Source organism: Halomonas sp. KO116, from assembly GCF_000734975.2.
Lineage (GTDB): Bacteria > Pseudomonadota > Gammaproteobacteria > Pseudomonadales > Halomonadaceae > Vreelandella > Vreelandella glaciei.
The window spans coordinates 2,447,045-2,471,985 of sequence record NZ_CP011052.1 but is presented as its reverse complement, the minus strand read 5'-3'; the positions used below and the strand labels follow the sequence as shown (position 1 = coordinate 2,471,985).

Genomic DNA, 24,941 nt, shown 5'->3' with positions numbered 1-24,941 from the left:
AATAACATGCAGATGATTGATATCGAACAACTACCAGGGGGTGCCGCCCCGCCTCCGGTACGTGTCGGCGACACACCCATCGATGAAGCAACGATTGCGCTGGAGATGCAGTACCACCCCGCCGAAACGGCGGGGGAGGCCCAGCTTCAGGCAGCTCGGGCGTTGGTGGTCAGGGAACTACTGCGCCTGCGTGCTAGCGTCCTGGGCCTACTATCGACACAGGAAGTTAGCGAAGCACAGGAAGATGCGGCGATTGCTGCCTTGCTCGAACAGGAGCTTGAGGTGCCGGAACCGGGGGAAGCCGATTGCCAGCGCTTTTTTGAGACCCACCGCGAGCGCTTCAGCGAACCAGTGCAGTTACGCGTGCGGCATATCCTGCTCGCGGCCGCACCCGATGATTCCCAGGGTCGCGACGACGCTTACCAGCTGGGCGAAAAGCTACTCGAACAGCTTAAGCAGATACCCGAACGTTTTGCCGAATTTGCTCAACACCACTCCGCGTGCCCTTCAAAAGAGCTGGATGGTGATTTGGGCTGGCTGGTATCGGGGCAGACTGTTCCAGAGTTGGATCGCGCTTTGCAGCACTTGCCCGAAGGTCTACACGAGCGCCCCTTGGCGTCTCGCTATGGCTGGCATGTGGTGAGTATTGACGAGCGGCGAGACGGTAGGGCGTTACCTTTCGATCAAGTTATTGACCGGGTGCGCCATAGCCTACGGGAACAGGCAACGCGACGCGCGCTGCGTCACTATTTGCTGGCGTTAGAGAGCGAAATAGGCGTTGAAGGAATTGTTCTGGATGACGATGCTGGCGGCAGCTTGATGCAATAGCTTGAAGCAATAGCAAAGCTAATAGGAGAGGCTTGATGTCCCATGTTCCTGAAGATGCTCTTTTCACTCCGCTTGGCATCGCGGTGCTAACGGTTTCCGATACGCGTGGCTTCGATGAGGATGGCAGCGGTGACCTGCTGGTTAAATATCTGAGCGAAGGCGGCCATAGCCTGGTAGAGAGGCGCATTGTTGCCGATGATATCTATCAGGTTCGTGCCGTGGTCTCGGAATGGATTGCGCGAGCAGATATTCACGCAATTCTTGTTAATGGCGGCACTGGCTTTACCGCCAGGGATACCACCCCCGAAGCGTTGATACCGCTGTTCGACAAAGCGATTGAGGGGTATGGCGAGCTGTTCCGCCACTACTCTCTGAAGACCATCGGCACAGCGACGATCCAGTCTCGCGCCGTAGCGGGGGTGGCCAACCGAACGATGATGTTTGCGATGCCCGGCTCGCCCAAAGCGTGTGCGTTGGCGTGGGACAAAATAATCGCTTTGCAGCTGGACTCCCGCACTCGGCCCTGCAACTTCGCCGCCATGGTGCTGCCTTCAGCGACCCCGTGCAGTGGACGCCAGAAAGCGACTTCTTCCAATGAGGTGGAGCGCTTATGAACTGTCACTGCGCAGAAATAGTCACGCCCGGCTTGTTAGATCTGTTTGATGCACGCCAACGGCTTATCGATACAGCCACGCCCATTAATGCAGTAGAAACCATCACTCTAGAACAATCGGCGGGGCGAGTGCTGGCAGAAACGCTGGTCGCACCTCTCGATATGCCAGGTGTGGATAATAGCGCTATGGATGGTTACGCACTGTGTCTGGCTGATTACCAAGCAGCACCTGGCGGTGCAGGTTTACCCATTCTTCAACGCGTACCGGCTGGCGCAGGCGTCATGCTGCTACCAGAAGGAGGCTGCGCGCGTATTTTTACCGGCGCGCCGGTGCCCATGGGGGCAGATATTGTAGTGCCTCAAGAGCGGGTAACCCTTGATCAGCGCGGGCATATACACCTCGAGGGTAGCTTGGTGCTAGGCGCTAACATTCGCCGCCAGGGCGAGGAGACTCGCATAGGCACCCCGCTGCTCGCTGCGGGTAAGCTTCTTGATGCCGCGTCGATTGCGCTGCTGGCAAGCCATGGAATCAATGCCGTGACCGTCAAACGGCGCCTGAGGGTGGCACTGCTTTCCACCGGCGATGAGCTGATTGCCCCAGGTACGGCACGATCACCGGGACAGGTATACGACAGCAATCGCGCCATGCTTAGCGTACTGCTAGCGCAAGCTCAGTGCGATGTGCTGGACTTGGGCGTCATCGCTGATTCGCCGCCGTCATTGCATCAGGCTTTTGAGCACGCACAAAACGCTGCAGATGTGGTGATGTGCACCGGTGGCGTTTCGGTAGGCGAGGAGGATCATGTACGCCCGGTGATCGAGCAGCGCGGTGGGTTACATTTTCATGGTGTCGCCATGAAGCCAGGGAAGCCCTTTGCGTTCGGTTATCTGGGCGCGGAGCCTTCTTCCTCCACACCGTTAATGGCGCTGCCGGGTAATCCCGTGGCTTCCCTGGTGGGCTGGCAACTGCTCGCGCTGCCGTTTATTCATGCTATGCAAGGTAGAGCCGTAGCGGCTCTACAGTGTTACCCGGTAAAAGCGGGCTTTTCTCAGCGTGGCCCCCAAGGGCGCTGCGAGCTATTACGGGTGGAGCTGGATTGGTCACAGGGGACTCCCGTGGTGCAGTTAGCGGGCGGCCAGGGCTCGCATATGCTCAGCGCGGCTAGCCAGGCCCATGGTTATTTAATGATTAACCCCGCCACGCAGGTAACTGAAGGGGCCACCTATCACTATTACCCCATCAATCAGTTCGCCGCTTGAACAGCTTTTCCTATCGTGGCCACTGACCTCGTTTGTTTTTCATAGGAGAGGGTATGTCTTCACAATACAAACCCCGCACACTGATTTATGCCTGCTCCGGCTGCTCTGATGTGGCGCAACTGGCCAATAGCGTTGCCCTGCGTCTTGACCATGCAGGAGAGGCGGAAATGTCCTGCATTGCCGGTGTCGGCGGTGGTGTGCCCGGTCTGGTGCGCATTGCCCGCTCCGGGCGCCCTATTGTAGCCATTGATGGGTGTCAGATGCATTGCGCCAGCCACTGTCTTTCCAAAGCGGGCGTTATATCCACTGAGCACGTCAAGATGTATGAGAACGGCCTGCGTAAGCGGCGGGGCCAATTTTATGATGAGGAAACCATTGAAGAGGTCACTGCCGAAGTTAAAGGGCTCATAGCTCGGCTACCCGTTAACGCCAGTGCCCAAGCAGAGGAGCCCTCAGAATGAGTGCGCTAGTCGATGGGTTTGGCCGTACGGTGCGTTACCTGCGCATATCGGTGACTGATCGTTGTGACTTCCGCTGTGTTTATTGCATGGCTGAGGAAATGACCTTTTTGCCTCGCGCCCAACTGCTTACTCTTGAAGAGATAGCTATGCTGTCGCAGGCTTTCGTCGAGCTGGGGGTGGAAAAAATCCGTCTAACGGGCGGTGAGCCGCTGGTACGCCAGGGCGTACTAACGCTAGTGCAAAAACTCGGTGCATTGGAAGGCCTGCGCGAGCTGGCGATGACCACCAACGGCTCAGGGTTGGTCAAGCATGCCGATGCTTTGCGGCAAGGCGGGCTACATCGGCTCAATATCAGTCTCGACTCACTCAAACCTGAGCGTACAGGTAATCTTGGCCAAGTGATCGCGGGTATTCGCGCAGCACGTTGCGCTGGCTTTCAGTCAATTAAACTCAACGCCGTATTGCTCAAGGGACGTAACGACGACGAAATTATCGACTTGGTAAACTTTGCCCGGGATGAACAAGTCGATATAAGCTTTATTGAGGAGATGCCGCTGGGCGCTATCAGCGAGCATAACCGTGGCGAGACCTTTCTTTCTACCGATACGGTGCGGGAGACCATAGAAAACCACTATCATCTCTTACCCACCACCGAGACCACCCTAGGGCCATCCCGCTATTACCGTATGGCAGACAGCCAGTCGCGGATTGGCTTTATTTCTCCCCATAGCCACAATTTCTGTGCTGCCTGTAATCGTGTTCGAGTGACGGCTGAAGGGCGGCTACTGCTTTGTCTGGGCAATGAGCATTCGGTAGATTTACGCGCCGTCATGCGGCGTTATCCGGGGGACACCCAGCGGCTTAAATCGAGCATTGTGGCGGCAATGAAGAAAAAACCTGAGCGTCATCATTTTACTACCGATGGTGAGGTTCAGGTTGTGAGGTTCATGAATGCAACAGGTGGTTAATTTAGTTTTGAGTTTGGCCGCTATTAGCCGTGTCAGTGGTTAGCAATTGCAAGCGCCCTGTCGGGAAAGTAGTCAAAAGCCCACTTAACAAGTTCTTCTGCGGAAGTTTCAGGTTTCCCATCTATGCAAACCAAGTTGCCTAGCATTTAAGGACGATTATCGATATTGCCAGGGCGCTGTGCTGTTGTATCGCGAGGGGTAGCCTGCGGCTGTTGAGGCGTCCGCTTTGCATCATTGCGACTACGAACATCTTTCCAAGCGTCCTTGGCTTTCTGTCTGTTTGCTGGCTTACGCAGCCAATTGACGACTGCCATTACGATCCATTTCCTCATGCGAACCTCCTGGTACCTAACTGCTTAGGAGCATATTCGTTATAGCATTGGTGTTAAGTCCCAGCCATTCAAGATGGACTAGGGTTTGTAACAATATCCGATGCGCCGTATTCCTCTGAGTTCCTGATTTTCTACTTCAACCTACCTCAGGCTAAGTTTTCAGCCCTCCATATGCTATTTCACTATTCTCTATGCGGTCATGCCCTTAATCTTCTTTTTTCGCTCCTTAAGCGTAGCAGAGAACCCATTTTACACCTGTGTGGCTAACCAGCTTCCTCGCTCTGTTTTATAGCTATCGACATGCGCTTCGGGAGAAAGTAAACTGACCTTGATTGAATATTGCACACAATGATCATTAAATCGACGATAGTATAATATGCCCAGTACAACAATTCTAAACGCGCTGGTGAAAAGGCTGATGGCGGGGTACTGAGTGATTTGCAAACGTCTAAGAGGCTTAGGGAGAAAATAATGGAGCTTATCAATAGTGTACCTGCGGTCATTAGGTTGAATCTTCATGACAACGTTGGCGTGGCGAGTAGGGCTGTTCCAAAGGGGTATCCCATTGACGATGAACAGCACACTGCCCATGAGAATATTGATGCTGGCCATAAGGTTGCGTTAACGGTCATTGAGCCAGAACAGCCCATCTTCAAATATGGTCAGATTATTGGGTTGGCAACGCGGCGTATCGAGGCCGGTGAACATGTGCATACGCATAATATTGTTATGTTGGAACGTGACACATCACTGGAGCATTTCAAGCCAGCGCCAAGGACATCGGTGACTGACAGCCAGCGCACCTTTAATGGCTACCATCGTGCCAATGGACAAGTAGGCACCCGCAACTACATCGGCATTCTTTCCACCGTGAACTGTTCAGCCACGGTCTCAAAAGTGGTTGCAGAGCGGCTCAATGCCAGCGGTGAATTTGAGGCATTAGGCTTTGATGGCGTCGTGCCGGTCACCCATGGCTCAGGCTGCGCAATGAATACGGAGTCTGAGGGGTTTGCTTTTCTTGAACGGGTATTGAATGGCTATGCGATCAATCCGAATTTTGCCTTTGTGCTTATTATTGGTTTAGGTTGCGAAGCGAATCAGGTTAAGCAACTGGTTGAAAAATATGGACTGACCGATACATCAAGAATATTTTATTTCAATATTCAGAGCGCTGGCGGTACTCGAGCGAGCATTGAGAAGGCATCGGAAAAAATCCGTCAAATGTCGAATGACTACCGTGATGCCGAGAGACGCCCAGCCCCGTTGAGTCACCTTACCGTGGCACTGCAGTGTGGTGGGTCAGATGGCTATTCTGGCATTACTGCCAACCCCGCCCTGGGACATGCGGCTGATCTTATCGTCCAACATGGCGGTAGCGTTATATTGAGTGAAACGCCTGAAATCTATGGTGCTGAGCATTTGCTTCTCGATAGAGCCATCAATGAAGACGTTGCGCGTAAGCTGCTCGAAAGGATCGAGTGGTGGAAGCACTACACGCAGATCAATGGGGCTGAATTAAACAATAATCCTTCGCCGGGAAATAAAGCAGGGGGCTTGTCCACCATTCTTGAAAAATCGCTGGGTGCCGTGGCTAAGAGTGGTTCTTCGAGCCTTAATGATGTGCTTGAGTATGCACAACCGTTGAAAGAGTCAGGTTTTAATTTCATGGATAGCCCCGGCTATGATCCGGTATCCGTCACGGGTCAGATTGCTTCAGGCGCAACCGTCGTGTGTTTTACCACGGGACGCGGCTCTGTCTCCGGGTTTAAGCCCGCGCCGTGTATTAAGCTGGCAACCAATACGCAGATGTACGAAAGCATTCTCGAAGATATGGATATTAACTGTGGCACCATTGTGGATGGTACCGCCACAGTAGAAGAAGTGGGCGAGCATATTTTTGAGAAGATTATTTCGATTGCCTCGGGCGAACAGAGTGCCAGTGAATCGTTGGGTTATGGTAACAATGAATTTGTGCCGTGGATGGTGGGTGCCGTTACTTAACAACCCTTAACTAACACCTATGTAATGAGTGGCTTGAATGTCGCAGTCGTTAAAAGACCAGCTTTACGAGGCGCTTAAGCGAAGTATCAACAGTGGCCACCTTGAGTCAGGCTTAGTGCTGCTCGAAGGCAATATTGCAGAAATATTCGGTATGAGCCGCTCTCCTGTTCGCCAGACATTAGGACGTTTGCATGATGAACAGTTAATTTGCCGTTTCGATGGCCGTGGTTACTTGGTGGGGGCAACGGCCGTTGAGCCTATCAGGCGGAATCTAACCACGGCCGATTTCAGTGCGTTGGGCGAGGACGCCAAGATTGAGCGCACGGACACTTGGCGCGCTATAGCTGATGTTGTGGAACATGATGTTGTCTTGAGTTCGATGAAGGGCAGGTTCGAACTCAACGAGCTCCAGCTGGCAAGAAAATACAGTGTCAGCCGTACGATTACGCACCGAATTCTACTCTATCTGCAGTCCATTGGGGTGGTTGAAAAAGTGAAGTACACCAGTTGGTCCATTGTGCCGCTGGACAATGATCGACTGCATAATCTTTATGAAGCGCGTAGGCAGTTGGAGCCCTTTATGATTGCCAGGGCTACGCAGATTATGCCCGAGCAACAAATCTCCCATTTCATTGAGAAGTTAGAGCAGACGGCGGCGAAGTATCCTAACGTCGCAGGCGCGACACTGGATGAACTTGAAAGCGATCTGCACTACAGAACCGTGAGCATGGGTGGCAATCAAGAAATTTTTGACATGCTAAGGCGCACCCATCCTGTTCTGCTTATGAGCAAGCATCTGCTGGGCTCTAGCATGGCACTGCCAGACAAAGATCCGTTCTTTCATGACCATCTGAAAATCTTCGACAGAATGCGTCATAAAGAGGGTGAGCAAGCAAGCCAAGCGCTCTCTGCTCACTTGGCAGGCTCCGAAGCCAAGGTTCAAGAGCGTCTTAGCGATTTTCGTGACCACGGCGTTCTCGACATCCCCGATTACTTGCGCTAACGATCACGATAAAGATAGTTTGTGTCATTAATCGAGGGGCATTTCGTTTCGACGCCTGAGTTCTCGTATCAAAGCACTATGGTCGAGCTCTCCGTCGCCATGGGCAACAAGGTCCGTGAAAAGGCTATTCACCAGCGATGTGACGGGCAGGTCAAGCGACAGCTCTTTGGCGAGCCCAATGGCCGTTTGGGTATCTTTTAGTTGCCATTTGGCGGGGCCGCCCGGTGCGAAGTCATTGGCAATCATACGGGGGGCATGGGCGCGCAATATGGTGGAATCTGCGAAACCACCTAACAGTGCCTCGCGAACTTTAGCGGGATCAGCGCCACCGCGTTCTGCAAGAAGCACCGCCTCTGAGACAGTGGCGATCGTATTGGCGACGATTAATTGATTGGCTAACTTCGCCAGTTGCCCGGTACCTGCAGGGCCGACATGAACCGGGTTGCCCATTATCCTAAGTAGGGTACTTGTGCGCTCGAAGGTGGCTACTTCACCGCCGACCATAATCGCCAAATTACCCGCTTTGGCACCTTTTTCACCTCCTGATACGGGGGCGTCCAGATAACCAATCCCGCGCTCAGCTGCGGCCTTGGCTTGCTGCTGTGCAGTTTCAACCGGGATCGAGCTCATCACCACCAGCGTGCTGTGCGGCTTCATGGCTGCCAATAGACCGTTGGGTCCCAGGATCACCTCATCGCAGACAGGGCCTGAACTGAGCATGACCACCACAACGTCTGCTTGCTCAGCCGCCTGCTGGAAAGTCTCGCTTACCTCGGTGCCCAGTGAGGTAAGGGCTTGTGCTTTATCCGGGGTGCGATTCCAGACGCGCACCTGATGTCCCGCCTTGGCAAGATTGGCGGCCATCGGCCCACCCATAATGCCTGTGCCAATAAAGCCTATTGTTGTTGGTTCGCTCATGATGATTGCCTCACTGCTCTGGTCCTACGATGATCAATTTTTTGCCGCAGCTATCTTTAATAACGACCCTTCAGTGATGAGTCATCAATCGCTTTTTGTAGCTCAGTCACCACATCGTTCGGCAGCGGAATACCTTGTTCCAAGTACTTATCTCGACGACTAAGCCCGGCTTGACCAGGCATTCGCACCGGATACTGGGGGTTGACCGGCTTGGAACTCAGGCATGCTTCGATTAAATGATCTGTTTCATCAAGGAAAGCACTCTGTCCCGAGAAAAGGGTGGGGTTGATCACCATGACAGTCACCGAGGCCCCCCAACCAGTGGGCGCATCTTTACGCCCAAATCCGCCTAATGCGGAGGTCAGTGCTTCCACCATCAACCCCATCGCAAAACCTTTATGACCGAACTCCTGGCCGCCGAGCGGCAGGATGCTACCTTGTGGGTCGCTGAAAAAATCCGCTGGATCGTCGCTGGCAAGCCCCGTATTGGTAAGGATGACGGGATGTGCCATTTTGGTTTGCTCAGCGTGTGCTTTACCCACACTGCCATTAGTGACGGTCGACATGCTAACGTCCATCATGATCGGTTGGACGCGACTGGGGATGCCCATGGCAATAGGGTTCGGTGTGTAAACTGGCGAAACGCCTCCATAAGGGGCGACCGATTTCACCGCTGGATCCGAGGTCATAATGATCGGCATCAACCCTTGCTCAACAAAAGGCTGTAAATACGAGGCCAAGCAGGCGATATGGTGCGAACGTTTTATGGTCACAATACCAATGCCAGACTCTCGTGCTGCATCAGCACTTCGCTCAAGCGCTTTTTGCACTAAGTAGGGGCCAAGAATATAGTGGCCATCAACAAGGGCAGCGACTGAGCTGATCTCTTTTGAGGTCATCGCGTTGTGATCACCGCACGCATGCCCCGATTTCAAATCTCTTAAGTAACCGTTCGCCAGTTTGACGCCATGGGTATGGTGCCCCAATAAATCCCCTTCAATAAGAATACTGCTGGTTGTCTCACTCACTTCACGTGAAGCACCGGCCTCCATGAACAGGGTAACCAGTACCTCTTCCAACCAGTTTTTTGTATAGCGTTTCATGAAATCCTCGGTGCTTTGTGCTGACTGTTATGTTTGAATTTTTTGTAGGCCATGGTGATTAGCGGAGAAAGCCATAGCAAAATAACGAGGGCACCTAGACCTGCACTAATAGGGCGGGAAAAGAAGCTGAGTAGATCGCCATTGCTTTTGAGCATTGAGCTCATAAAACTGTTTTCCAATGTCGTTCCTAACACCAAGCCAAGAATCGCAGGCGCCATGGGAAAGTCACATCGGGCGAGAATTGAGGCGATAAAGCCGATCAGCAACATAATCCATACATCAGTAATCGAATTATTGATGGAGAAGGCGCCTACAATGCAGAAGCATAAGATGATCGGCATTAGGATTTTACGGGGCGTTAAGATAAATACCTTGGCGGATTTTATCGCCGCATAGCCAATCGGCAACATGATTAAATTGGCAAGAAAGAACACGATGAAAAGGGCATAGATCAAGCCGGTGCCATCCATAAAAATGGTGGGGCCAGGATTCATGCCTTTCATATAGAGTACGCCGATAACAATGGCGGTTATCGAGTCACCCGGAATCCCGAATACCAGGGCCGGCACCCAAGCGCCGCTAATCCCCGAGTTATTGGCGGAGCTGGCATCGACAATGCCTTCAATATGGCCGGTGCCGTAGGCCTGTTTCTGTTTAGAGCGGCCTTTGCCAACGGCATAAGAGATCCACGCCGCAATGTCAGCCCCCGCGCCGGGAAGTGCGCCAATCAGTGTTCCAATCGAGCTCCCTCTTATCATGTTCGGCCAATAAGCTTTTATATGCTTTGGTGCCTGTTTGAAAACGCTGTCTTTGGATAACGACGGCAGCTCTCTTCCTTCATTGCGTGAACCATAAAACAGCATGAGTTCGTTGAGGGCGAACATGCCGATCATGACGGGAATGAAGTTAATGCCCCCCATCAAGTCTGGAATGCCGAAGGTGAAGCGGGGCGCGCCACTCATCATATCCAGACCGACCGTCGATAATAGCAGCCCGATCATTAAAGAGAGGAAGGCTTTAACCCTGGAACCAATTGCAATAAAGATCGAACAACTTAACCCCAGCAGCGCCAACCAGAAGTATTCATAAGAACTAAACTGGAGCGCCACCTCGGCTAATGAAGGGGAAACAAAGACCAGGATTAATGTTCCGAATAGACCGCCAAATACCGAACAGATCAAGTTCATGCCCAGTGTTTCTCTGGCTCGGCCCTTGTGCGCCAATAGATGTGAATCGGCGACATAGGCAGCCGAAGAGGGCGTACCGGGAATGTTCAAATAGGTGGCGGGAATATCCCCGGCAAAGATAGCCATGGCCGATGTGGTAACAATGGCGGCAATAGCGGGGGTCGGATCCATGTAGAAGGTAATCGGTACCAAGAGTGCAACCGCCATCGTGGCGGTTAACCCTGGCACCGCTCCCACGAACACACCAAATATGGCGGCCGCAAAGATAACCAGCATGGTTTCTACATTGAAAACGAGCTGCAGCCCTAACAGAAAAGCTTCCATAATCTAACCCCAAAAATTCATTAGCCCTTCAGGAAGGGGGATCAGCAGGTATCGCGAGAATAGGAAATAAATCGTTAGCGACGCGACGAAGGAGACCAGTAGTGCTAAAGGTAGGGAAGTTTTTCTCACCAGCATCAGTACGAACATAATGATGGCTAGGCAAAGGGCCGCGCCAAGAAACTCGCTCGCGAATATATAAAAAATAATGAGTGCTATAGGGAGGAGCGAGACAAGCACGGAGCGTAAGTCGAAGAAATTTCCCACATTCGCATTGGTGCCTGACAGTTGACGTTTTAGCGTAGGTAGCTGCGTTGCCGAAAGTACTAGGCCCCCTATGAGAAACCCTCCCCCAATGAGGGAGGGAAACAGAGATGGACCATATTGAAGACTCGCCATTGTTGGGTACTGACTAGCGACAGTTAACACGACGGCGCCAAGCAGCATGAAGGCTAGCCCCAAGAGGAGATCTCTCATGTTGATTATCCCCTTATTGGCTCAGACCAACGCTCTCAACAATGTCGCCATACACGGCATCCATTTCGACCATTAGCTCACCAAACTCTTCGGCATTGCGCCACTCAGTACCAAAGCCTTGTTTAGCCATGAAGCCTTGATAGGTATCGCTGTTGTAAGCGGCCTCTAGCGCTTCCTCAAGGGTCGCTACGATTTCCTCATCCATCCCCTTAGGACCGGTGATGCCACGCCATTCACCGACGAGATAATCGCTTCCGATCGCTTCATTAATCGTAGGGACGTCGGGGAAGCTGTTAATGCGCTCTGGTGCCATTACGCCAAGGCTTTTGGCACGCCCGGCTTCGATCATTGAGCGACCTTCGGGAACAGAGCTCGGCACAATATCGATACCACCGGCAGCAAGTTCCGTCATTGCTGGCGCCGCGCCCTGGCTGGGGATCCAGGTCACACGGTTGGCTTCAAGCCCCTGATCCATTAAGAAGCCTGCAAAGGCTAGATGCCATACGCCACCTTGACCTGTACCTGAGGCTTTAAAGGTGCCCATGGGTTGCTCAGCAATAGCATCAACGAGTTCTTGGACTGAATCGTAAGGCGCATCGGCGGCTACTTGAATGCCGGCGTAATCAAAGTTGATCTGGCCAATCGGAGTGAAATCTTCATACGTCAGGTCGGTCAGGCCCTGCCAGTGCATCATATTGAGCTCACCGGTAGCCAAGCCCAGGGTATAACCATCCGGTTTGGCACTCGCCATAGCACTGTGGCCGACCACACCGCTACCACCGGTACGGTTAACCACATTCACCGTTTGACCCAATTGTTCTTCTAACGCCGCGGCAATAGTACGCGCGGTTGCATCGGTGCCGCCACCTGCGGCCCATGGAACGATGATAGTGATGGGTTTTTCAGGGTAGGCCGCCAGCACCGAGCTGGATGCCGTCAGCAGTAGCAGAGCAGTAATGCGCTTGAGCGATTTTGTTTTGGTGCTTGTTTTCATGTGAGCCTCGGGTTTTTGTGTATTTGTAGGTTGGCAAAACAAATCTAGCATTAACGACCATTGTGTTCAATAATCATATTTTGTAGACTTTAGTTCAATTTTGACGCTACTTCTCTGACTTTTCTGAACGGGGACTGGGTCGAAATTACGCTTCGCGATATCGGCTTGTGGCGTTGCATCAACAGGCTTGTTAGCAGAGCGAGAGTAAGTTATTACTTAAAAACACTAACAATTCCAAAGGTAATGAAATGGCAATAATCAACTACGTCACTCAAATTCAATTTGATTTCGGGGCCGCCTCGTTGCTGCAGCAGGAGTGTGACCGCCTGGGTATTCGACATCCCATGGTGGTGACCGATGCGGGAGTGCGGGCTGCGGGTATTGTCGACCAGGTACTGAAGCATCTCCGTGATCCTCATCCAGCCATTTATGATCAAACGCCCCCCAACCCCAATGAGGCCGCCGTTCGTCAAGCCGTTGCGCAATACCGTGAGGGTGGTTTCGATGGCATCATTGCCATTGGTGGCGGCTCCTCCATTGATCTTGCTAAAGGCGTGGCTATTTGCGGTACCCATGAAGGCCCTTTGAAGTCCTTCGCTGTGGTTGAGGGAGGCTCAGAGCGAATTACCGCTGCGACGGCACCGGTTATCGCGATTCCAACAACGGCAGGCACCGGGAGTGAAGTCGGCCGGGGGGCGATTCTGATTCTGGAAGATGGGCGTAAAGTCGGCCTGTTATCACCCCACTTGGTACCTAAATCTGCTATTTGCGACCCCGAGTTAACGTTGAGTCTGCCCGCACAAATGACGGCAGCCACGGGGATGGACGCCTTATCCCATTGCCTTGAGACGTTTATGTCGGCGGCCTTTAATCCGCCTGCCGACGGCATTGCGTTGGATGGACTGCGCCGCGGCTGGCTGAATATTGAGCGGGCGACACGAAACCCCGATGATCGGGAAGCACGCATGAATATGATGAGTGCCTCAATGCAGGGGGCGATGGCCTTTCAGAAAGGATTAGGCTGCGTACATAGTTTGAGTCATTCATTAGGCGGTATTAATCCGAGGCTTCACCACGGCACGCTCAACGCCATTTTCCTGCCCGCGGTTATTGAGTTCAACTCCAGCTGCGATTCTGTAAAGCATGAGCAAAAGCTTGAACGCATCGCTCAGACGATGCAGCTCAATAGCCCTACTGACATTGGGCCTGCTATTAAAGACATGAGTAGGCGTCTCGATTTACCCATGGGGTTAGCGGAATTGGACGTGTCTGAAGAGTTATTCCCCCGAATTATTAAAGGCGCCTTGGCTGATCACACTCATAAAACGAATCCCCGCGTTGCGAGTGAGCAGGATTATCAGTGGATGCTTGAGCAATCCCTATAAGTCGATCACTGGCGAAACAGGAGCAGAATAATGGAACTGGGAATTGAAGGACGTTGGGCACTGGTGTGTGCCGCGAGTAAAGGTCTCGGAAAAGGGTGTGCAGAGGCGTTGGTCATGGAGGGAGTGAATGTCGTCATCAACGCACGCTCCTCCCAGTTGTTGGAAGAAACAGCGGCACATTTACGGCACCTGAATCCGAACGTGACGGTGCTCACCGTGGTGGGGGATATTTCACAAAAAACGACACGCCAAGCGGCGCTAGCCGCTTGCCCGCAAATAGATATATTGATTAACAATGCAGGCGGTCCGCCCCCTGGTGACTTTCGAGATTGGTCACGTCAAGACTGGTTAGACGCTGTCGATGTCAATATGGTCACACCGATTGAGCTCATCAAGGCAACGGTTGATGCCATGGCGGAACGGGGCTTTGGCCGGGTGATCAATATCACCTCTGCAGCCGTTAAAGCGCCCATCGATATTTTGGGGCTATCCAATGGGGCCCGCAGTGGATTGACGGGTTTTATAGCGGGCTTGGCTCGTCAGCCTCAACTTGCCGGGCGAAACGTAACCATTAATAATTTATTGCCCGGCTCATTTGATACTGATCGCTTAAAGAGCACTCATCAAAACGTCGCAAAATCGTCCAACCAGGAATACGAGAGCGTACGGGAGACCTTTCGTAAAAAAGTACCTTCACAGCGCTTCGGCACTGCGGAAGAGTTTGGCGCCTTCTGTGCGTTTCTGTGTAGCGCTCAGGCCAGTTATATGACCGGCCAAAATATACTGCTGGATGGTGGCAGTTACGCGGGTACGTATTGAGCAACACGCGTAGCGGATAGTGTGATTTAACAACATCGACGTGGCGAATTTAGTTAATGTGCATTCGTTACGCCGATGTTGTATCTGCTTTTAATCAGCAGACATCCAATGTCGGCTCGCTGAACGGGGCGGCTTACTGATTTTGCTCATTACGCAGCATGCTTGCGTCGTAAAGCCGGGGCACATATTGATCGTTGCCCAACGCCTGTTCAGCTTGCTTTAACACCTCGCGCAAGGCGGGCAGCATCATACTATTAAAACCAGACGCAGCTATCGTTTCGCTTAAATACCCCATGTCCTTACCGGCATTACCCAAGCTAAAGCGCAAGCGCGTTTCATCTGCTTCAAGCACCCAGGGCATCACGGCGTTGAACATGGCGCTATTGGCGCCTCCTTGTGAACACACTTCATATAACTTGTGTTGATCAACATCCAAGTTAGCCGCCATCGCCGCGGCTTCCGCCGCCAGAGCAGCGGCGCCAAGCGAGAGATAGTTATTGATCAGTTTGAGTTTGTGCGCTGAACCTAGCTCTCCAACATGAAATATATTTTCAGCAAAGGCTTCTATGGCTGGCCAGGCCTGGTCCACTATCTTTTGACTACCTCCCACCATGACATTGAGGCGTCCTTCGCGTGCCTCCTTGGGCGTTCTTGCTAATGGGGCGTCCAGCAGGTGGCATCCTGCGGCTTCGATACTCGCGGATAACCGTTGTGTCGATTGAGGTAGCGATGTCGAGCAATCGACGATAATTAAACCAGGATTCGCGCCAGCAAGAAGACCCTCAGTGCCCAGAGTAATGTTTTCCATTTGCTCACTGGTACTGACACAGACAAAAACTAAATCACTTCGTGAGGCAACTTCAGCAGGAGTTCCTACCTCGTTTGCTCCCAACTGACATAGTGCTTCGATTGGTGCACGATTTCGATGCGCCATGATAGTCAAAGGAAAATTATGCTTAATAAGGTTGGTGGCCATACCCTGGCCCATCAAGCCAAGTCCTATAAAGCCAATTTTTAGCATTTTCTTACTCCCTTTTATAAGGTTGTTAGGGTGGCAATAAGAGTAAAAAGAGAAGGTGGTTGTGCATCGCTATGAATTCAGGTTACACCCTCTTAGGCAAGCCAGCATCTCACTTTGATTTTGTTTGTTCTGCAACGTAACTACTAGTAAAGAGAATACGATGACGGCGTGCCACTATGGTGATGGCAAATTCATCCCGCCAGCACCAAAGGGTAGTGATAAATAGTACTTTCCGTTAAGCTCCTCAGCAATTTTTACCATTGTCTGCGTTGAGGTGAGTGTATGTGTAGCCTTCTAAGGCTGTCTGCAATAGCACTATCAGTACTCATGATAGCGGGTTGTTCAGACCCTAAAATTGACACAAGCTCCATGCCAGCGTCAGTCGTCTCGGTCGAAAAAGTGCGCAACTCGCTGCCTACTTATAAGCGCGACGATTTTGATCAAGGGCTCATCATTATTTCGACGGCATCGACATTTAACAGCATTGACATTCTTAATCCTAACCGTATGAACGCGGCGGAGATCGCTGAGTCAGCCAATATGCAAATGCATGGATTGACTGGCGATCAGGTTATTGAGCGCGCCGATCAAATACTTCGCGAGCGCCGGTCACGAGAGCGTGAGCAGGCTATGCGTACGCTAACACGACTGGAAGAGAAGCAAGCTAAGGCGAACAGCGACCAGCAGCAGTTAGCGCGTTTCAGTATTGATAATGCTCGCTATTACATGAGTGAGAGCCCTTATGGTGCTCCTGAGCCGGTGATTGATCTTGAAGTAACGAATGCCACTGATAAGGTCATATCCGCGCTTTCTTTAAGAGGGCGCGTTATCAGTCCTGACCGCTCACAGCCTTGGATCGATGAACAATTCTACTACGTTATGCCAGGGGGAATTGAGCCGGGAGAGACGCTGGCCTGGAGTCTTGCGCCTAATCGTTTTGGCCCCTGGGGAGAACCTCAGATACCTAGTAATGCAGAACTGACAGTTAGCTTGGAAGGCCTGCGAGGAGCTGAAAAGCAGCCATTATGGGACTCCCCAGCGCTGAGCGAAAGCGAAGTTACCAAGCTAGAGCGTCTTCGGGAGGAGTATGGCGGTGTGGCGTTATCGAACGTGGAATAAGCATCGTATGGAATACATAAGGGAGGCTGTACTATAAAACGCCCTAACGTTTGAATGTTAGGGCGCATATATTTTAGCGGTTACCCGCTATTTGAAGTTATTTACTCTTTGGCTTCATGATCTGCCAACGCAGCCACTATGGCTTCTTCCCACTGTCCTTCCGTTAGCCCCCAATGTTCCATTTCTGCTTGGTCGGGGCTGCCTTCGGCGGCATCGCGTAATTTATCAACGCTACTACTTTCATAGCAGTGTTTGGCAAAATCCTTTGTTTTTACGTCTTGTAACTGATTAATCATCGGCATGGTGAGTTCCTTTCAATAGTGATGGGGGCAATAGTGACTGGTGCATTGTCCACGCTAAGTGTAGCTAATCAGGCCAATTTTTTCTGAAATGGTTCCTGTTGCCAGGGGCTGATCGCGCCAGCAGCACACAGCCGCCACCTAATCGGCGGCTGTGGTACGGTTTTGCTGTTATTTAAGTACATAGCAGGGCGTGTAAGGCTGGCCATCTAGCTTCATGCGACCCTGTGCCACAAATGAGGTCAACAGCTCATCCAAGCGCTGCATTAGTTCAGGTTCAGCTGTCAGCACAAAGGGGCCATGGGCTTCAATGGCGCGAATACCGTCTTCTTTAACATTGCCCGCTACAATCCCGGAGAACGCCCGGCGGAGGTTAGCGGCTAGCTCATGAGTCGGTTGGAGGCGGTGAAGCGCTAGCGCTCGCATCGCTTCATGGGTCGGTTGAAACGTTGCCTGAAAATCGCGCGCAATGGTTAACCGCCAGTTGTAGTAGAACGCATCCTGGTGCGTACGCCGGAATTCAGCAATTTCGTCGATGCCATGGCGCATGGTGCGCGCCACCGCCACCGGGTCGCCGGTGATAATCGTGTAGTAGCGACGGATTTCTTCACCGAGCGTATAGACCAGGAATTCATCGATTTTCTGAAAGTAGGCGGCAGAATCGGCAGGGCCAGTGAAAATTAATGGGAAGGGGATATCTTTATTGCTTGGGTGCAGCAAAATACCCAATAAATAGAGAATCTCTTCCGCTGTGCCAACCCCGCCTGGGAAGACGATAATGCCGTGGCCGAGGCGCACAAATGCTTCCAGGCGTTTCTCAATGTCCGGCATTACCACTAGTTCATTAACGATGGGATTGGGCGCTTCGGCGGCGATAATGCCAGGTTCTGAAATACCTAAATAGCGGCCCTCTTTACGGCGTTGTTTTGCATGGGCGACGTTTGCGCCCTTCATGGGACCTTTCATAGCCCCTGGCCCACAGCCGGTACAAATATCTAAATCACGCAGACCTAAGTGGTAGCCGACGTCTTTGGTGTACTCGTACTCTTCACGAGAAATAGAGTGGCCGCCCCAGCAGACCACTAGGCTAGGGTCGCGGCCAGGTTTCAACGTGCCCGCTTTGCGCAGAATATGGAAGACCGCATTGGTAGTGCCTTCGCCAGTGCTAAGGTCAAAGCGGTTGTGATGTTGAATTTCGTTATAGACGTAAACGATATCGCGAATGATCGAGGAGAGGTGTTCGCGGATGCCGCGGATCATACGGCCATCCACGAACGCTTCCGCTGGCGCGTTAGTCAGCTTTAAGCGGATGCCGCGATCTTGTTGCAATACTTCAATATCAAAATCTTTATAGGCTTCTAAAATCGCCAGACTGTCGTCACTTGGGTTACCACAATTTAAAACCGCCAGTGCACAACGCCGAAGTAAATCATGAAGGCCACTTTGAGAGGTTTTATGTAGGCGATTAACTTCATGCTGAGAAAGTACTTCCAGGCTTCCTTCTGGGGAAATGATGCTGGAAAGGGTGGCGCGGGGTTGAGCAGTTGCGGTCATCAGTGGGGCTGTCCCTAGTCGTTTGAGTGCTATTGGCAGTTTACCATGCCCTGGCAGCCGGTACAGCGGCGCATCGGCTACCCAGGCCGCTGTGCTACTATGAACCCTGTTTAAAAGGATGGCTGCTAAAGACAATGGTTCTTTACTATGTTTAACGCTCAATACTTCCGTACGTTTATTACGTTAGTGGAAACAGGCAGTTTTACCCGTACCGCTCATCGTTTGGAAATGACGCAGCCCGGCGTAAGCCAGCATGTTCGCAAGCTAGAAAGCTACTTAAATAAAGAGCTGCTGGAGCGCAAGGGGCGTAGTTTTACGCTAACGGAAACGGGGCGGCGAGCTTATGATTATGCGTTGAAGTTGTTTGCTGAGCATGAACAGTTTCGTCATGGCTTAGATGACGACTCACTAGACAGTGGCGACTGCCGTATTGCGTCACCGGGAAGTGTGGGTCTGATGTTTTATCCGTATATTTTGGGCCAGCAGCAAATGCACCCCAATTTAACGGTCAACTATAGTTTCGCTTTTAACCATGAAATTGTGAATGATCTGTTAGATGGACGCTACGATATTGGCATCGTCACGGAGGCGATGAACCATCCTGAACTTCATTGCTCTATTTGGCACCAGGAGCCTCTCTGTTTAGTGGTGCCCGCTGATTTTGCTGGCAGCACACTGTCAGATCTAATGGGCATCGGCTTTCTCAATTATTACGACGGCATCAACCACGCTAACGCGCTATTACGGGCTAATTACCCGGATGATTTTCGCTCCATGACGCATTTCCGCCATCAGGGCTTTACCAATGAAGTCAGTATGGTGCTGGATGCGGTCGCCAGGGGGCTAGGCTTTACTGTTGTTTCGAGACTGGTGCTGGAAACGTCTCCTTGGCAGCGCCAAGTCAAAGCACTCAATCTGCCCAATGCGGTCAGTGAAGTGCTTTACCTGCTTCGCCGTCGCGACTCGGTACTGCCGAAACGCTACGAAAAGCTGTTAAACGGTTTTCACGCCCAGCGTGTGCAAGAAAAAACGCCCCTGATGCCATCGAACAGTTAAGGCAGCAGGGGCGTTTGAGTGGCGTTTAGTCGCGATACTCGTCAATGCTGGGGCAAGAGCAGATCAACTGACGGTCGCCAAACACGTTATCAACGCGGTTAACGGCGGGCCAGTATTTAGCGGCTTGCACAGCAGCGGTTGGGAAGGCTGCCAGCTGACGGTTATAAGGCCGTTCCCAGGCACTATCCATCAGATCCGCCTGAGTGTGCGGCGCATTGACCAGCGGATTATTATCCAGCGGCCATTCACCGTTTTCCACCCGGGCGATCTCGTCACGAATGGCGATCATGGCATCGCAGAAGCGATCAATTTCATACAGTGACTCCGACTCGGTCGGCTCGATCATTAGCGTGCCTGGCACCGGGAATGACATGGTCGGTGCGTGGAAGCCGTAATCCATTAAGCGCTTGGCAATATCCTCTTCGCTAATCCCGGAGGCCGCTTTGAGCGGACGAATATCGATGATGCATTCGTGGGCGACGGTGCCGTTCTGGCCACGATAGAGAATAGGGAATGACGCTTCCAGTCGCTTGGCAATGTAATTGGCGTTTAGGATGGCAAGCTCGGTGGCTTCACGCAGGCCCCGCGCGCCCATCATTTTAATATAGGCCCAAGAGATAGGCAGAATAGAGGCGCTACCAAAGGCCGCCGCGGAGACAGCACCGCTATCGCTATTCACACCGTTGATAGGCGTTACCACGTGATTGGACACATAGGGCGCTAGGTGCGCTTTAACGCCGATAGGGCCCATGCCTGGGCCGCCGCCGCCGTGGGGAATGCAGAACGTTTTATGCAGATTGAGGTGGGACACATCGCCGCCGAAATCGCCGGGACGCGTCAAGCCCACCTGAGCGTTCATATTGGCACCATCAATATAGACCTGGCCGCCATTGTCATGCACTACTTTGCACGCTTCGCGCACGCTAGTTTCAAACACGCCGTGGGTCGACGGGTAGGTGAGCATAATGGCAGACAGCTGATCGCGATGCTGCTCGGCTTTCGCGCGTAAATCTGCCATATCAATATTGCCATTTTGATCGCATTCAACCACGACCACTTTCATCTGCACCATCGCCGCGGAGGCAGGATTGGTGCCGTGAGCGGAGCTAGGAATCAAGCAGACATCACGATGACCTTCGCCCTGGGCCGCTTGGTAACGGCGAATCGCCACTAAGCCTGCATATTCCCCCTGCGCGCCGGAATTAGGCTGCATGGAGAGATGATCATAACCGGTGACTTCGACCAAAAATGCCGAGAGTTCATCAATCATCTGATGATAACCAGCTACTTGGTCGCGAGGTGCGAAGGGGTGCAGGTGGGCAAACGATGGCCAGGAAACGGGGATCATTTCGCTGGTGGCGTTGAGCTTCATGGTGCAGGAGCCGAGCGGGATCATCGCGTGAGCAAGCGACAGATCCTTATTCTCCAGGCGCTTCAAGTAGCGCAGCATTTCAGTTTCGCTGCGGTAACGGCTAAAGGTCGGGTGGCTTAAAAAGTCGCTTTCGCGCTGGCAGGTAGCGGGAATACCTGTGGTGCCGTTCGCCACCACCTGCTCGTCCAATACTGTAACGGCAAGGCCGTGCTCATCGCCCAACAGCACATCAAACAAGGCGGCTACGTCGTGAGCGGTGGTGGTTTCATCCAAGCTGATGCCCACATTGCCATTGGCGAAATAGTGCAGGTTAATATCATGGGTCATGGCGCGGCCATGAATCTTGCCTGCATCTACGCCCGTCAAACATAGCGTATCAAACCAGCTGTCATGAGCGAGCGTGACGCCTGCCTGCTTAAGGCCTTCAGCCAGTAGGGTGGTCAAACGGTGAACACGGCCCGCAATTTTGCGCAGCCCCTCAGCGCCGTGATAGGTGGCATAAAAACCGGCAATATTGGCCAGCAGTGCCTGGGCGGTACAGATATTCGAGGTCGCTTTCTCACGGCGAATATGCTGCTCGCGAGTTTGCATCGCCATGCGCAGGGCGGTATTGCCGCGGCTATCTTTGGAGACGCCGATAATCCGCCCTGGGATTGAGCGCTTGAGCTTATCTGACGTGGCAAAGAACGCTGCATGAGGCCCACCAAAACCCATGGGTACGCCAAAACGCTGGGAGTTGCCCACCACAATGTCGGCGCCAAACTTGCCGGGCTCTTTCAGCAGCACCAAACTCAAAAGGTCGGTCGCCACGCAGGTCATGATGTTGCGATCGGCGGCCGCGCTCAACAGCGGTGCCAGGTCACGAACTTCACCGCTGGCAGACGGGTACTGTACCAGGGCCCCAAACACATCGTGGGCTGCCAGTTCTTCAGCCGGGCCCATCATCAGTTCGAAACCAAAGAACTCCGCACGGGTTTTAACCACGTCCAGTGTTTGTGGGAATACATCGTCGGCGACGAAGAAAGCGTTGGATTTGCTCTTCTTATTGCCGCGCTTACACAGCGCCATGGCTTCGGCGGCAGCGGTGGCTTCGTCAAGCAGTGAAGCATTCGCAAGCTCCATGCCGGTTAAATCCATTACTACTTGTTGGAAGTTCAGTAGGCCTTCCAGGCGGCCTTGAGAGATTTCCGGTTGGTAAGGCGTATAAGCCGTGTACCAACCGGGATTTTCCAGCACATTGCGTTGAATGACCGCTGGCATGTGCGTGCCGTAATAGCCCTGGCCAATATAGCTTTTAGCCACGCGATTTTGCCGCGCCAGCTGAGCTAAGTACTCTAACGCTTCGGATTCACTGCGCGGATCGTCTAGCGACAGTTCGCGCCCAAGGCGGATATCGCTTGGCACGGTCTGCTCGATCAGATCTTCCATGTGCTGCATATTGAGCGCTTTTAACATCGTGGTAACGTCATCACTACTTGGACCATTATGACGTTTGATAAAAGCATCGTGGTCGGCCAGCTCGGCCAGGCGGCGTGTTTCAAGAGACATGAAGAAGATTCCGAACGTTAAGAGAGAGCCGTGCAGGATAATAAGCGAAGCGCCTGCCAGAAAAGGCAGGCGCCTGAGTATGCTTTATTCGTCAGCGCTGAGCGTTGCCTGGTAGGCATCGGCGTCTAACAGGCCATCAATGGCATCGCTGTCTAAGCGAACTTTCATAATCCAGCCGCCTTCATAAGGCGCGTCATTGACTGTTTCGGGAGCGTCTTCAAGGGCTTCATTCACTTCAATCACTTCGCCCGCAACGGGGGAGTAAAGATCAGAAGCGGCTTTAACCGATTCAATCACACCAAACTCTTGGCCTTTTGTCAGCGCCGCACCCACTTCCGGCAGTTCCACAAAGACGACATCACCCAGTGCTTGTTGGGCGTGATCGGTAATACCGACGGTAACGGTGCCATCTTTGTGGTCAAGTACCCACTCGTGGCTTTCAGCGTAACGAAGATTGGCAGGAAGGTTGCTCATGATGTTTTCCTATATGAAACAGTTTTCTGGACCCGGGCATACTAGCGGTTGTCGCTCGCCTTGGCGACTGTCGGCTAGCGGAAAGCGAGCGAATAAAGATGCATGTTAACGTGTTTCCAATCGGAAACAAATTTCTTATCTGCTCCCTTTAAACGTAGTAGAGCGAGGTATTTTGATTCCGTTATTCTTTTGTGTTTGGTTATGAAAAAAGCGGCATCCTCTATGCGCAAGCGACATCACCATAGAAGACCACTAGCCACATAGTGTAAAACATGCAGATTCTGGGTTAACAAATGCAACAAACTAACAGGGTGAGGAGAAGCACATGGAAACATTAACTAGCCTCTTGGGGGCAATCAACGGCGTGGTGTGGGGACCCATCATGTTGATCTTGCTCCTGGGTGTAGGTATCTACCTGCAGATTGGCTTGAAACTGATGCCGATTAGAAAACTCGGTATGGGTTTCAAGCTAATGTGGGCAGGACGTGAGCCAAAACCCAGCGCTGATAAAGCGGTGAGTAAAGAGGGCGATGAGGGGGAAATATCTCCCTTTGATGCGTTGATGACAGCGCTGTCGGCGACCATCGGTACCGGTAACATTGCTGGTGTCGCCACCGCGATTGCACTAGGTGGCCCTGGCGCGGTTTTTTGGATGTGGATTACCGCGCTAGTAGGGATGGCGACGAAATTTGCCGAAGCGGTATTGGCTGTCCGTTACCGTGAAACCGATAGCACTGGTTTCCACGTCGGTGGGCCAATGTTTTATATCAAAAACGGCTTGGGCAAAAAATGGCTCTGGCTGGGCGGTGTCTTTGCTTTCTTTGGCGCCGTGGCTGCTTTCGGTATTGGTAATACCGTGCAGTCGAACTCGGTAGCCGATGCCATGGATGCCACTTTTGGTGTGCCGCACTGGATCACGGGTGTGATCATTATGGTGCTGGCAGGGGCGGTAATTCTAGGTGGCATCAAGCGTATCGCTAAGGTGGCGGGTAAACTGGTCCCCATCATGGGCATTGCCTATGTGGTGGCAGGCCTGCTGGTATTGATCATTAACGCCGGCCAGATTGGCGAAGCTTTTGGCTTAATCTTTTACTACGCCTTTAACCCGATGGCGGCGGCCGGTGGTTTTGCCGGTGCAGCGGTTATGGCGGCGATTCGCTTTGGTGTGGCGCGCGGCATTTTCTCTAACGAAGCGGGTTTAGGTAGTGCGCCGATTGCCCACGCAGCGGCAAAAACCAAAAATCCGGTTCGCCAGGGCTTAATCGCGATGCTGGGTACCTTTATCGATACCATTATTGTCTGCACGATTACCGCGCTGGTGATTTTGACTTCTACCGTATGGATCGACGGTGAAGCCGGCGCATCGCTGACCGCGCTCTCTTTTGACGCCGCACTGCCAGGATTCGGCAATCAAATTGTCGCGGTCGCCTTGGCAATCTTTGCTTTTACCACCATTCTTGGCTGGTCATTTTATGGTGAGAAGTGCTGCCAGTTCCTGTTTGGCACGCGTTCTATCATGATCTATCGCGTGCTGTTCGTGCTGGCGATCCCGCTAGGCGCCATCGCTCAGTTGGGCTTTATCTGGTTAATGGCGGATACCTTCAATGCCATGATGGCCATTCCCAACCTGATTGCCTTGGCACTGCTTTCGCCGGTAGTCTTTAAGCTAACCAAGGACTATTTCGATGGCAAAGATGTGCTGCCGGGTGAAGAGCTGGAACACGATCAATAAAACCTTCAGCTTATTAGGTGAGCTGCAAGTATATGTTTGATGTATAGCTAAATGGAGTCGGGAAGGCACACAGGTGGCTTCCCGTTCTCTTTTGAG

At 52.4% G+C, this 24,941-nt stretch carries 23 protein-coding genes; 12 read left to right on the top strand and 11 right to left on the bottom strand.

Features of this window, described 5'->3' with window-relative positions; translation table 11 throughout:
• Nucleotides 1–6 precede the first annotated feature (6 nt).
• From KO116_RS11535 to moaA, 5 genes are read left to right on the top strand one after another with little or no spacing between them, the layout of a single operon-like run.
• Nucleotides 7–828, top strand: coding sequence for a peptidylprolyl isomerase (locus KO116_RS11535; RefSeq protein ID WP_035558415.1), 822 nt, complete (start codon nt 7–9; stop codon nt 826–828).
• Between the two features lie 35 nt (nt 829–863).
• Nucleotides 864–1,442 (top strand): molybdenum cofactor biosynthesis protein B, encoded by a 579-nt coding sequence (moaB, locus tag KO116_RS11530; protein ID WP_035558412.1) that lies wholly within the window; start codon nt 864–866, stop codon nt 1,440–1,442.
• Nucleotides 1,439–2,701: a molybdopterin molybdotransferase MoeA gene (locus tag KO116_RS11525; RefSeq protein ID WP_035558409.1), complete on the top strand. Its 1,263-nt coding sequence runs from the start codon at nt 1,439–1,441 to the stop codon at nt 2,699–2,701. Before moaB ends, KO116_RS11525 begins: the two co-directional genes overlap by 4 nt.
• Before the next feature lie 53 nt (nt 2,702–2,754).
• Nucleotides 2,755–3,162: a putative zinc-binding protein gene (locus KO116_RS11520; protein ID WP_035558406.1), complete on the top strand. Its 408-nt coding sequence runs from the start codon at nt 2,755–2,757 to the stop codon at nt 3,160–3,162.
• A complete protein-coding gene (gene moaA, locus KO116_RS11515; protein WP_035558403.1) occupies nt 3,159–4,130 on the top strand; it encodes a GTP 3',8-cyclase MoaA in 972 nt (323 codons plus the stop codon). Before KO116_RS11520 ends, moaA begins: the two co-directional genes overlap by 4 nt.
• 146 nt (nt 4,131–4,276) lie before the next feature.
• On the opposite strand, the gene KO116_RS11510 is transcribed toward moaA, so the two are convergent.
• Nucleotides 4,277–4,462, bottom strand: coding sequence for a hypothetical protein (locus tag KO116_RS11510; RefSeq protein WP_008958040.1), 186 nt, complete (start codon nt 4,460–4,462; stop codon nt 4,277–4,279).
• 471 nt (nt 4,463–4,933) lie between these two features.
• Between KO116_RS11510 and KO116_RS11505 the strand changes: the two genes are divergently transcribed.
• Complete coding sequence (locus KO116_RS11505; RefSeq protein WP_035558400.1) at nt 4,934–6,463, top strand: UxaA family hydrolase; 1,530 nt, start codon at nt 4,934–4,936, stop codon at nt 6,461–6,463.
• A gap of 37 nt (nt 6,464–6,500) precedes the next feature.
• Complete coding sequence (locus KO116_RS11500; protein ID WP_035558395.1) at nt 6,501–7,466, top strand: GntR family transcriptional regulator; 966 nt, start codon at nt 6,501–6,503, stop codon at nt 7,464–7,466.
• 27 nt (nt 7,467–7,493) lie between these two features.
• Here the strand turns inward: KO116_RS11500 and KO116_RS11495 are convergent, their stop codons facing one another.
• The 5 genes from KO116_RS11495 to KO116_RS11475 are packed head-to-tail and all read right to left on the bottom strand — an operon-like array spanning nt 7,494 to nt 12,466.
• Entirely contained in the window at nt 7,494–8,384 is an 891-nt protein-coding gene (locus KO116_RS11495) for an NAD(P)-dependent oxidoreductase (protein ID WP_035558392.1), read from the bottom strand.
• A 56-nt stretch (nt 8,385–8,440) separates the two neighbouring features.
• Nucleotides 8,441–9,487, bottom strand: a complete 1,047-nt coding sequence (locus KO116_RS11490; RefSeq protein WP_035558390.1) for an Ldh family oxidoreductase — start codon at nt 9,485–9,487, stop codon at nt 8,441–8,443.
• Nucleotides 9,484–10,998: a tripartite tricarboxylate transporter permease gene (locus KO116_RS11485; protein ID WP_035558387.1), complete on the bottom strand. Its 1,515-nt coding sequence runs from the start codon at nt 10,996–10,998 to the stop codon at nt 9,484–9,486. The genes KO116_RS11490 and KO116_RS11485 overlap by 4 nt, the downstream gene beginning before the upstream one ends.
• 3 nt (nt 10,999–11,001) lie before the next feature.
• The gene (locus KO116_RS11480) at nt 11,002–11,442 is read right to left on the bottom strand and encodes a tripartite tricarboxylate transporter TctB family protein (protein WP_235272560.1); all 441 of its coding nucleotides are present in this window, start codon (nt 11,440–11,442) and stop codon (nt 11,002–11,004) included.
• Between the two features lie 43 nt (nt 11,443–11,485).
• Nucleotides 11,486–12,466: a tripartite tricarboxylate transporter substrate binding protein gene (locus KO116_RS11475; protein WP_035558381.1), complete on the bottom strand. Its 981-nt coding sequence runs from the start codon at nt 12,464–12,466 to the stop codon at nt 11,486–11,488.
• Nucleotides 12,467–12,714: 248 nt separating this feature from the next.
• On the opposite strand from KO116_RS11475, the gene KO116_RS11470 reads away from it, so the two are divergent.
• Nucleotides 12,715–13,851 (top strand): iron-containing alcohol dehydrogenase, encoded by a 1,137-nt coding sequence (locus KO116_RS11470; protein WP_035558378.1) that lies wholly within the window; start codon nt 12,715–12,717, stop codon nt 13,849–13,851.
• A gap of 30 nt (nt 13,852–13,881) precedes the next feature.
• Complete coding sequence (locus KO116_RS11465) at nt 13,882–14,670, top strand: SDR family oxidoreductase (protein WP_035558375.1); 789 nt, start codon at nt 13,882–13,884, stop codon at nt 14,668–14,670.
• 133 nt (nt 14,671–14,803) lie between these two features.
• On the opposite strand, the gene KO116_RS11460 is transcribed toward KO116_RS11465, so the two are convergent.
• On the bottom strand, nt 14,804–15,691 hold the full coding sequence (locus tag KO116_RS11460; RefSeq protein WP_035558372.1) for an NAD(P)-dependent oxidoreductase: 888 nt from the start codon (nt 15,689–15,691) through the stop codon (nt 14,804–14,806).
• Between the two features lie 369 nt (nt 15,692–16,060).
• Here KO116_RS11460 and KO116_RS11455 point away from each other — a divergent pair, with 369 nt between their 5' ends.
• Nucleotides 16,061–16,810, top strand: coding sequence for a DUF6694 family lipoprotein (locus KO116_RS11455; protein WP_035558370.1), 750 nt, complete (start codon nt 16,061–16,063; stop codon nt 16,808–16,810).
• A 101-nt stretch (nt 16,811–16,911) separates the two neighbouring features.
• Here KO116_RS11455 and KO116_RS11450 read toward each other — a convergent pair whose 3' ends face one another.
• Both KO116_RS11450 and ppnN read right to left on the bottom strand, forming a co-directional pair.
• Complete coding sequence (locus KO116_RS11450; protein ID WP_035558367.1) at nt 16,912–17,112, bottom strand: hypothetical protein; 201 nt, start codon at nt 17,110–17,112, stop codon at nt 16,912–16,914.
• Between the two features lie 168 nt (nt 17,113–17,280).
• Nucleotides 17,281–18,663, bottom strand: a complete 1,383-nt coding sequence (ppnN, locus tag KO116_RS11445) for a nucleotide 5'-monophosphate nucleosidase PpnN (protein WP_035558365.1) — start codon at nt 18,661–18,663, stop codon at nt 17,281–17,283.
• 147 nt (nt 18,664–18,810) lie between these two features.
• Here ppnN and KO116_RS11440 point away from each other — a divergent pair, with 147 nt between their 5' ends.
• Entirely contained in the window at nt 18,811–19,719 is a 909-nt protein-coding gene (locus KO116_RS11440) for a LysR family transcriptional regulator (RefSeq protein WP_035558362.1), read from the top strand.
• Nucleotides 19,720–19,744: 25 nt separating this feature from the next.
• Here KO116_RS11440 and gcvP read toward each other — a convergent pair whose 3' ends face one another.
• A complete protein-coding gene (gene gcvP, locus KO116_RS11435; RefSeq protein ID WP_035558359.1) occupies nt 19,745–22,639 on the bottom strand; it encodes an aminomethyl-transferring glycine dehydrogenase in 2,895 nt (964 codons plus the stop codon).
• 84 nt (nt 22,640–22,723) lie between these two features.
• Complete coding sequence (gcvH, locus tag KO116_RS11430) at nt 22,724–23,113, bottom strand: glycine cleavage system protein GcvH (RefSeq protein ID WP_008958023.1); 390 nt, start codon at nt 23,111–23,113, stop codon at nt 22,724–22,726.
• Between the two features lie 325 nt (nt 23,114–23,438).
• Here gcvH and KO116_RS11425 point away from each other — a divergent pair, with 325 nt between their 5' ends.
• Nucleotides 23,439–24,845 carry an alanine/glycine:cation symporter family protein gene (locus KO116_RS11425; RefSeq protein ID WP_008958022.1) on the top strand — a complete coding sequence of 469 codons (1,407 nt, stop codon included), beginning with the start codon at nt 23,439–23,441 and terminating at the stop codon, nt 24,843–24,845.
• The last annotated feature ends 96 nt before the right edge of the window (nt 24,846–24,941 follow it).

Excerpts from the sequence above, each read along its gene's own strand:
- KO116_RS11535 (WP_035558415.1), top strand. The coding sequence starts at position 7 with ATGCAGATGATTGATATCGAACAACTACCAGGGGGTGCCGCCCCGCCT.
- KO116_RS11525 (WP_035558409.1), top strand. The coding sequence starts at position 1,439 with ATGAACTGTCACTGCGCAGAAATAGTCACGCCCGGCTTGTTAGATCTG.
- KO116_RS11500 (WP_035558395.1), top strand. The coding sequence starts at position 6,501 with ATGTCGCAGTCGTTAAAAGACCAGCTTTACGAGGCGCTTAAGCGAAGT.
- KO116_RS11470 (WP_035558378.1), top strand. The coding sequence starts at position 12,715 with ATGGCAATAATCAACTACGTCACTCAAATTCAATTTGATTTCGGGGCC.
- KO116_RS11460 (WP_035558372.1), bottom strand. The coding sequence starts at position 15,691 with ATGCTAAAAATTGGCTTTATAGGACTTGGCTTGATGGGCCAGGGTATG.
- KO116_RS11425 (WP_008958022.1), top strand. The coding sequence starts at position 23,439 with ATGGAAACATTAACTAGCCTCTTGGGGGCAATCAACGGCGTGGTGTGG.
- ppnN (WP_035558365.1), bottom strand. The coding sequence starts at position 18,663 with ATGACCGCAACTGCTCAACCCCGCGCCACCCTTTCCAGCATCATTTCC.
- KO116_RS11455 (WP_035558370.1), top strand. The coding sequence starts at position 16,061 with ATGCCAGCGTCAGTCGTCTCGGTCGAAAAAGTGCGCAACTCGCTGCCT.
- KO116_RS11475 (WP_035558381.1), bottom strand. The coding sequence starts at position 12,466 with ATGAAAACAAGCACCAAAACAAAATCGCTCAAGCGCATTACTGCTCTG.
- KO116_RS11520 (WP_035558406.1), top strand. The coding sequence starts at position 2,755 with ATGTCTTCACAATACAAACCCCGCACACTGATTTATGCCTGCTCCGGC.
- KO116_RS11495 (WP_035558392.1), bottom strand. The coding sequence starts at position 8,384 with ATGAGCGAACCAACAACAATAGGCTTTATTGGCACAGGCATTATGGGT.
- gcvH (WP_008958023.1), bottom strand. The coding sequence starts at position 23,113 with ATGAGCAACCTTCCTGCCAATCTTCGTTACGCTGAAAGCCACGAGTGG.
- moaB (WP_035558412.1), top strand. The coding sequence starts at position 864 with ATGTCCCATGTTCCTGAAGATGCTCTTTTCACTCCGCTTGGCATCGCG.
- moaA (WP_035558403.1), top strand. The coding sequence starts at position 3,159 with ATGAGTGCGCTAGTCGATGGGTTTGGCCGTACGGTGCGTTACCTGCGC.
- gcvP (WP_035558359.1), bottom strand. The coding sequence starts at position 22,639 with ATGTCTCTTGAAACACGCCGCCTGGCCGAGCTGGCCGACCACGATGCT.
- KO116_RS11490 (WP_035558390.1), bottom strand. The coding sequence starts at position 9,487 with ATGAAACGCTATACAAAAAACTGGTTGGAAGAGGTACTGGTTACCCTG.
- KO116_RS11450 (WP_035558367.1), bottom strand. The coding sequence starts at position 17,112 with ATGCCGATGATTAATCAGTTACAAGACGTAAAAACAAAGGATTTTGCC.
- KO116_RS11480 (WP_235272560.1), bottom strand. The coding sequence starts at position 11,442 with ATGCTGCTTGGCGCCGTCGTGTTAACTGTCGCTAGTCAGTACCCAACA.
- KO116_RS11510 (WP_008958040.1), bottom strand. The coding sequence starts at position 4,462 with ATGAGGAAATGGATCGTAATGGCAGTCGTCAATTGGCTGCGTAAGCCA.
- KO116_RS11440 (WP_035558362.1), top strand. The coding sequence starts at position 18,811 with ATGTTTAACGCTCAATACTTCCGTACGTTTATTACGTTAGTGGAAACA.
- KO116_RS11485 (WP_035558387.1), bottom strand. The coding sequence starts at position 10,998 with ATGGAAGCTTTTCTGTTAGGGCTGCAGCTCGTTTTCAATGTAGAAACC.
- KO116_RS11465 (WP_035558375.1), top strand. The coding sequence starts at position 13,882 with ATGGAACTGGGAATTGAAGGACGTTGGGCACTGGTGTGTGCCGCGAGT.
- KO116_RS11505 (WP_035558400.1), top strand. The coding sequence starts at position 4,934 with ATGGAGCTTATCAATAGTGTACCTGCGGTCATTAGGTTGAATCTTCAT.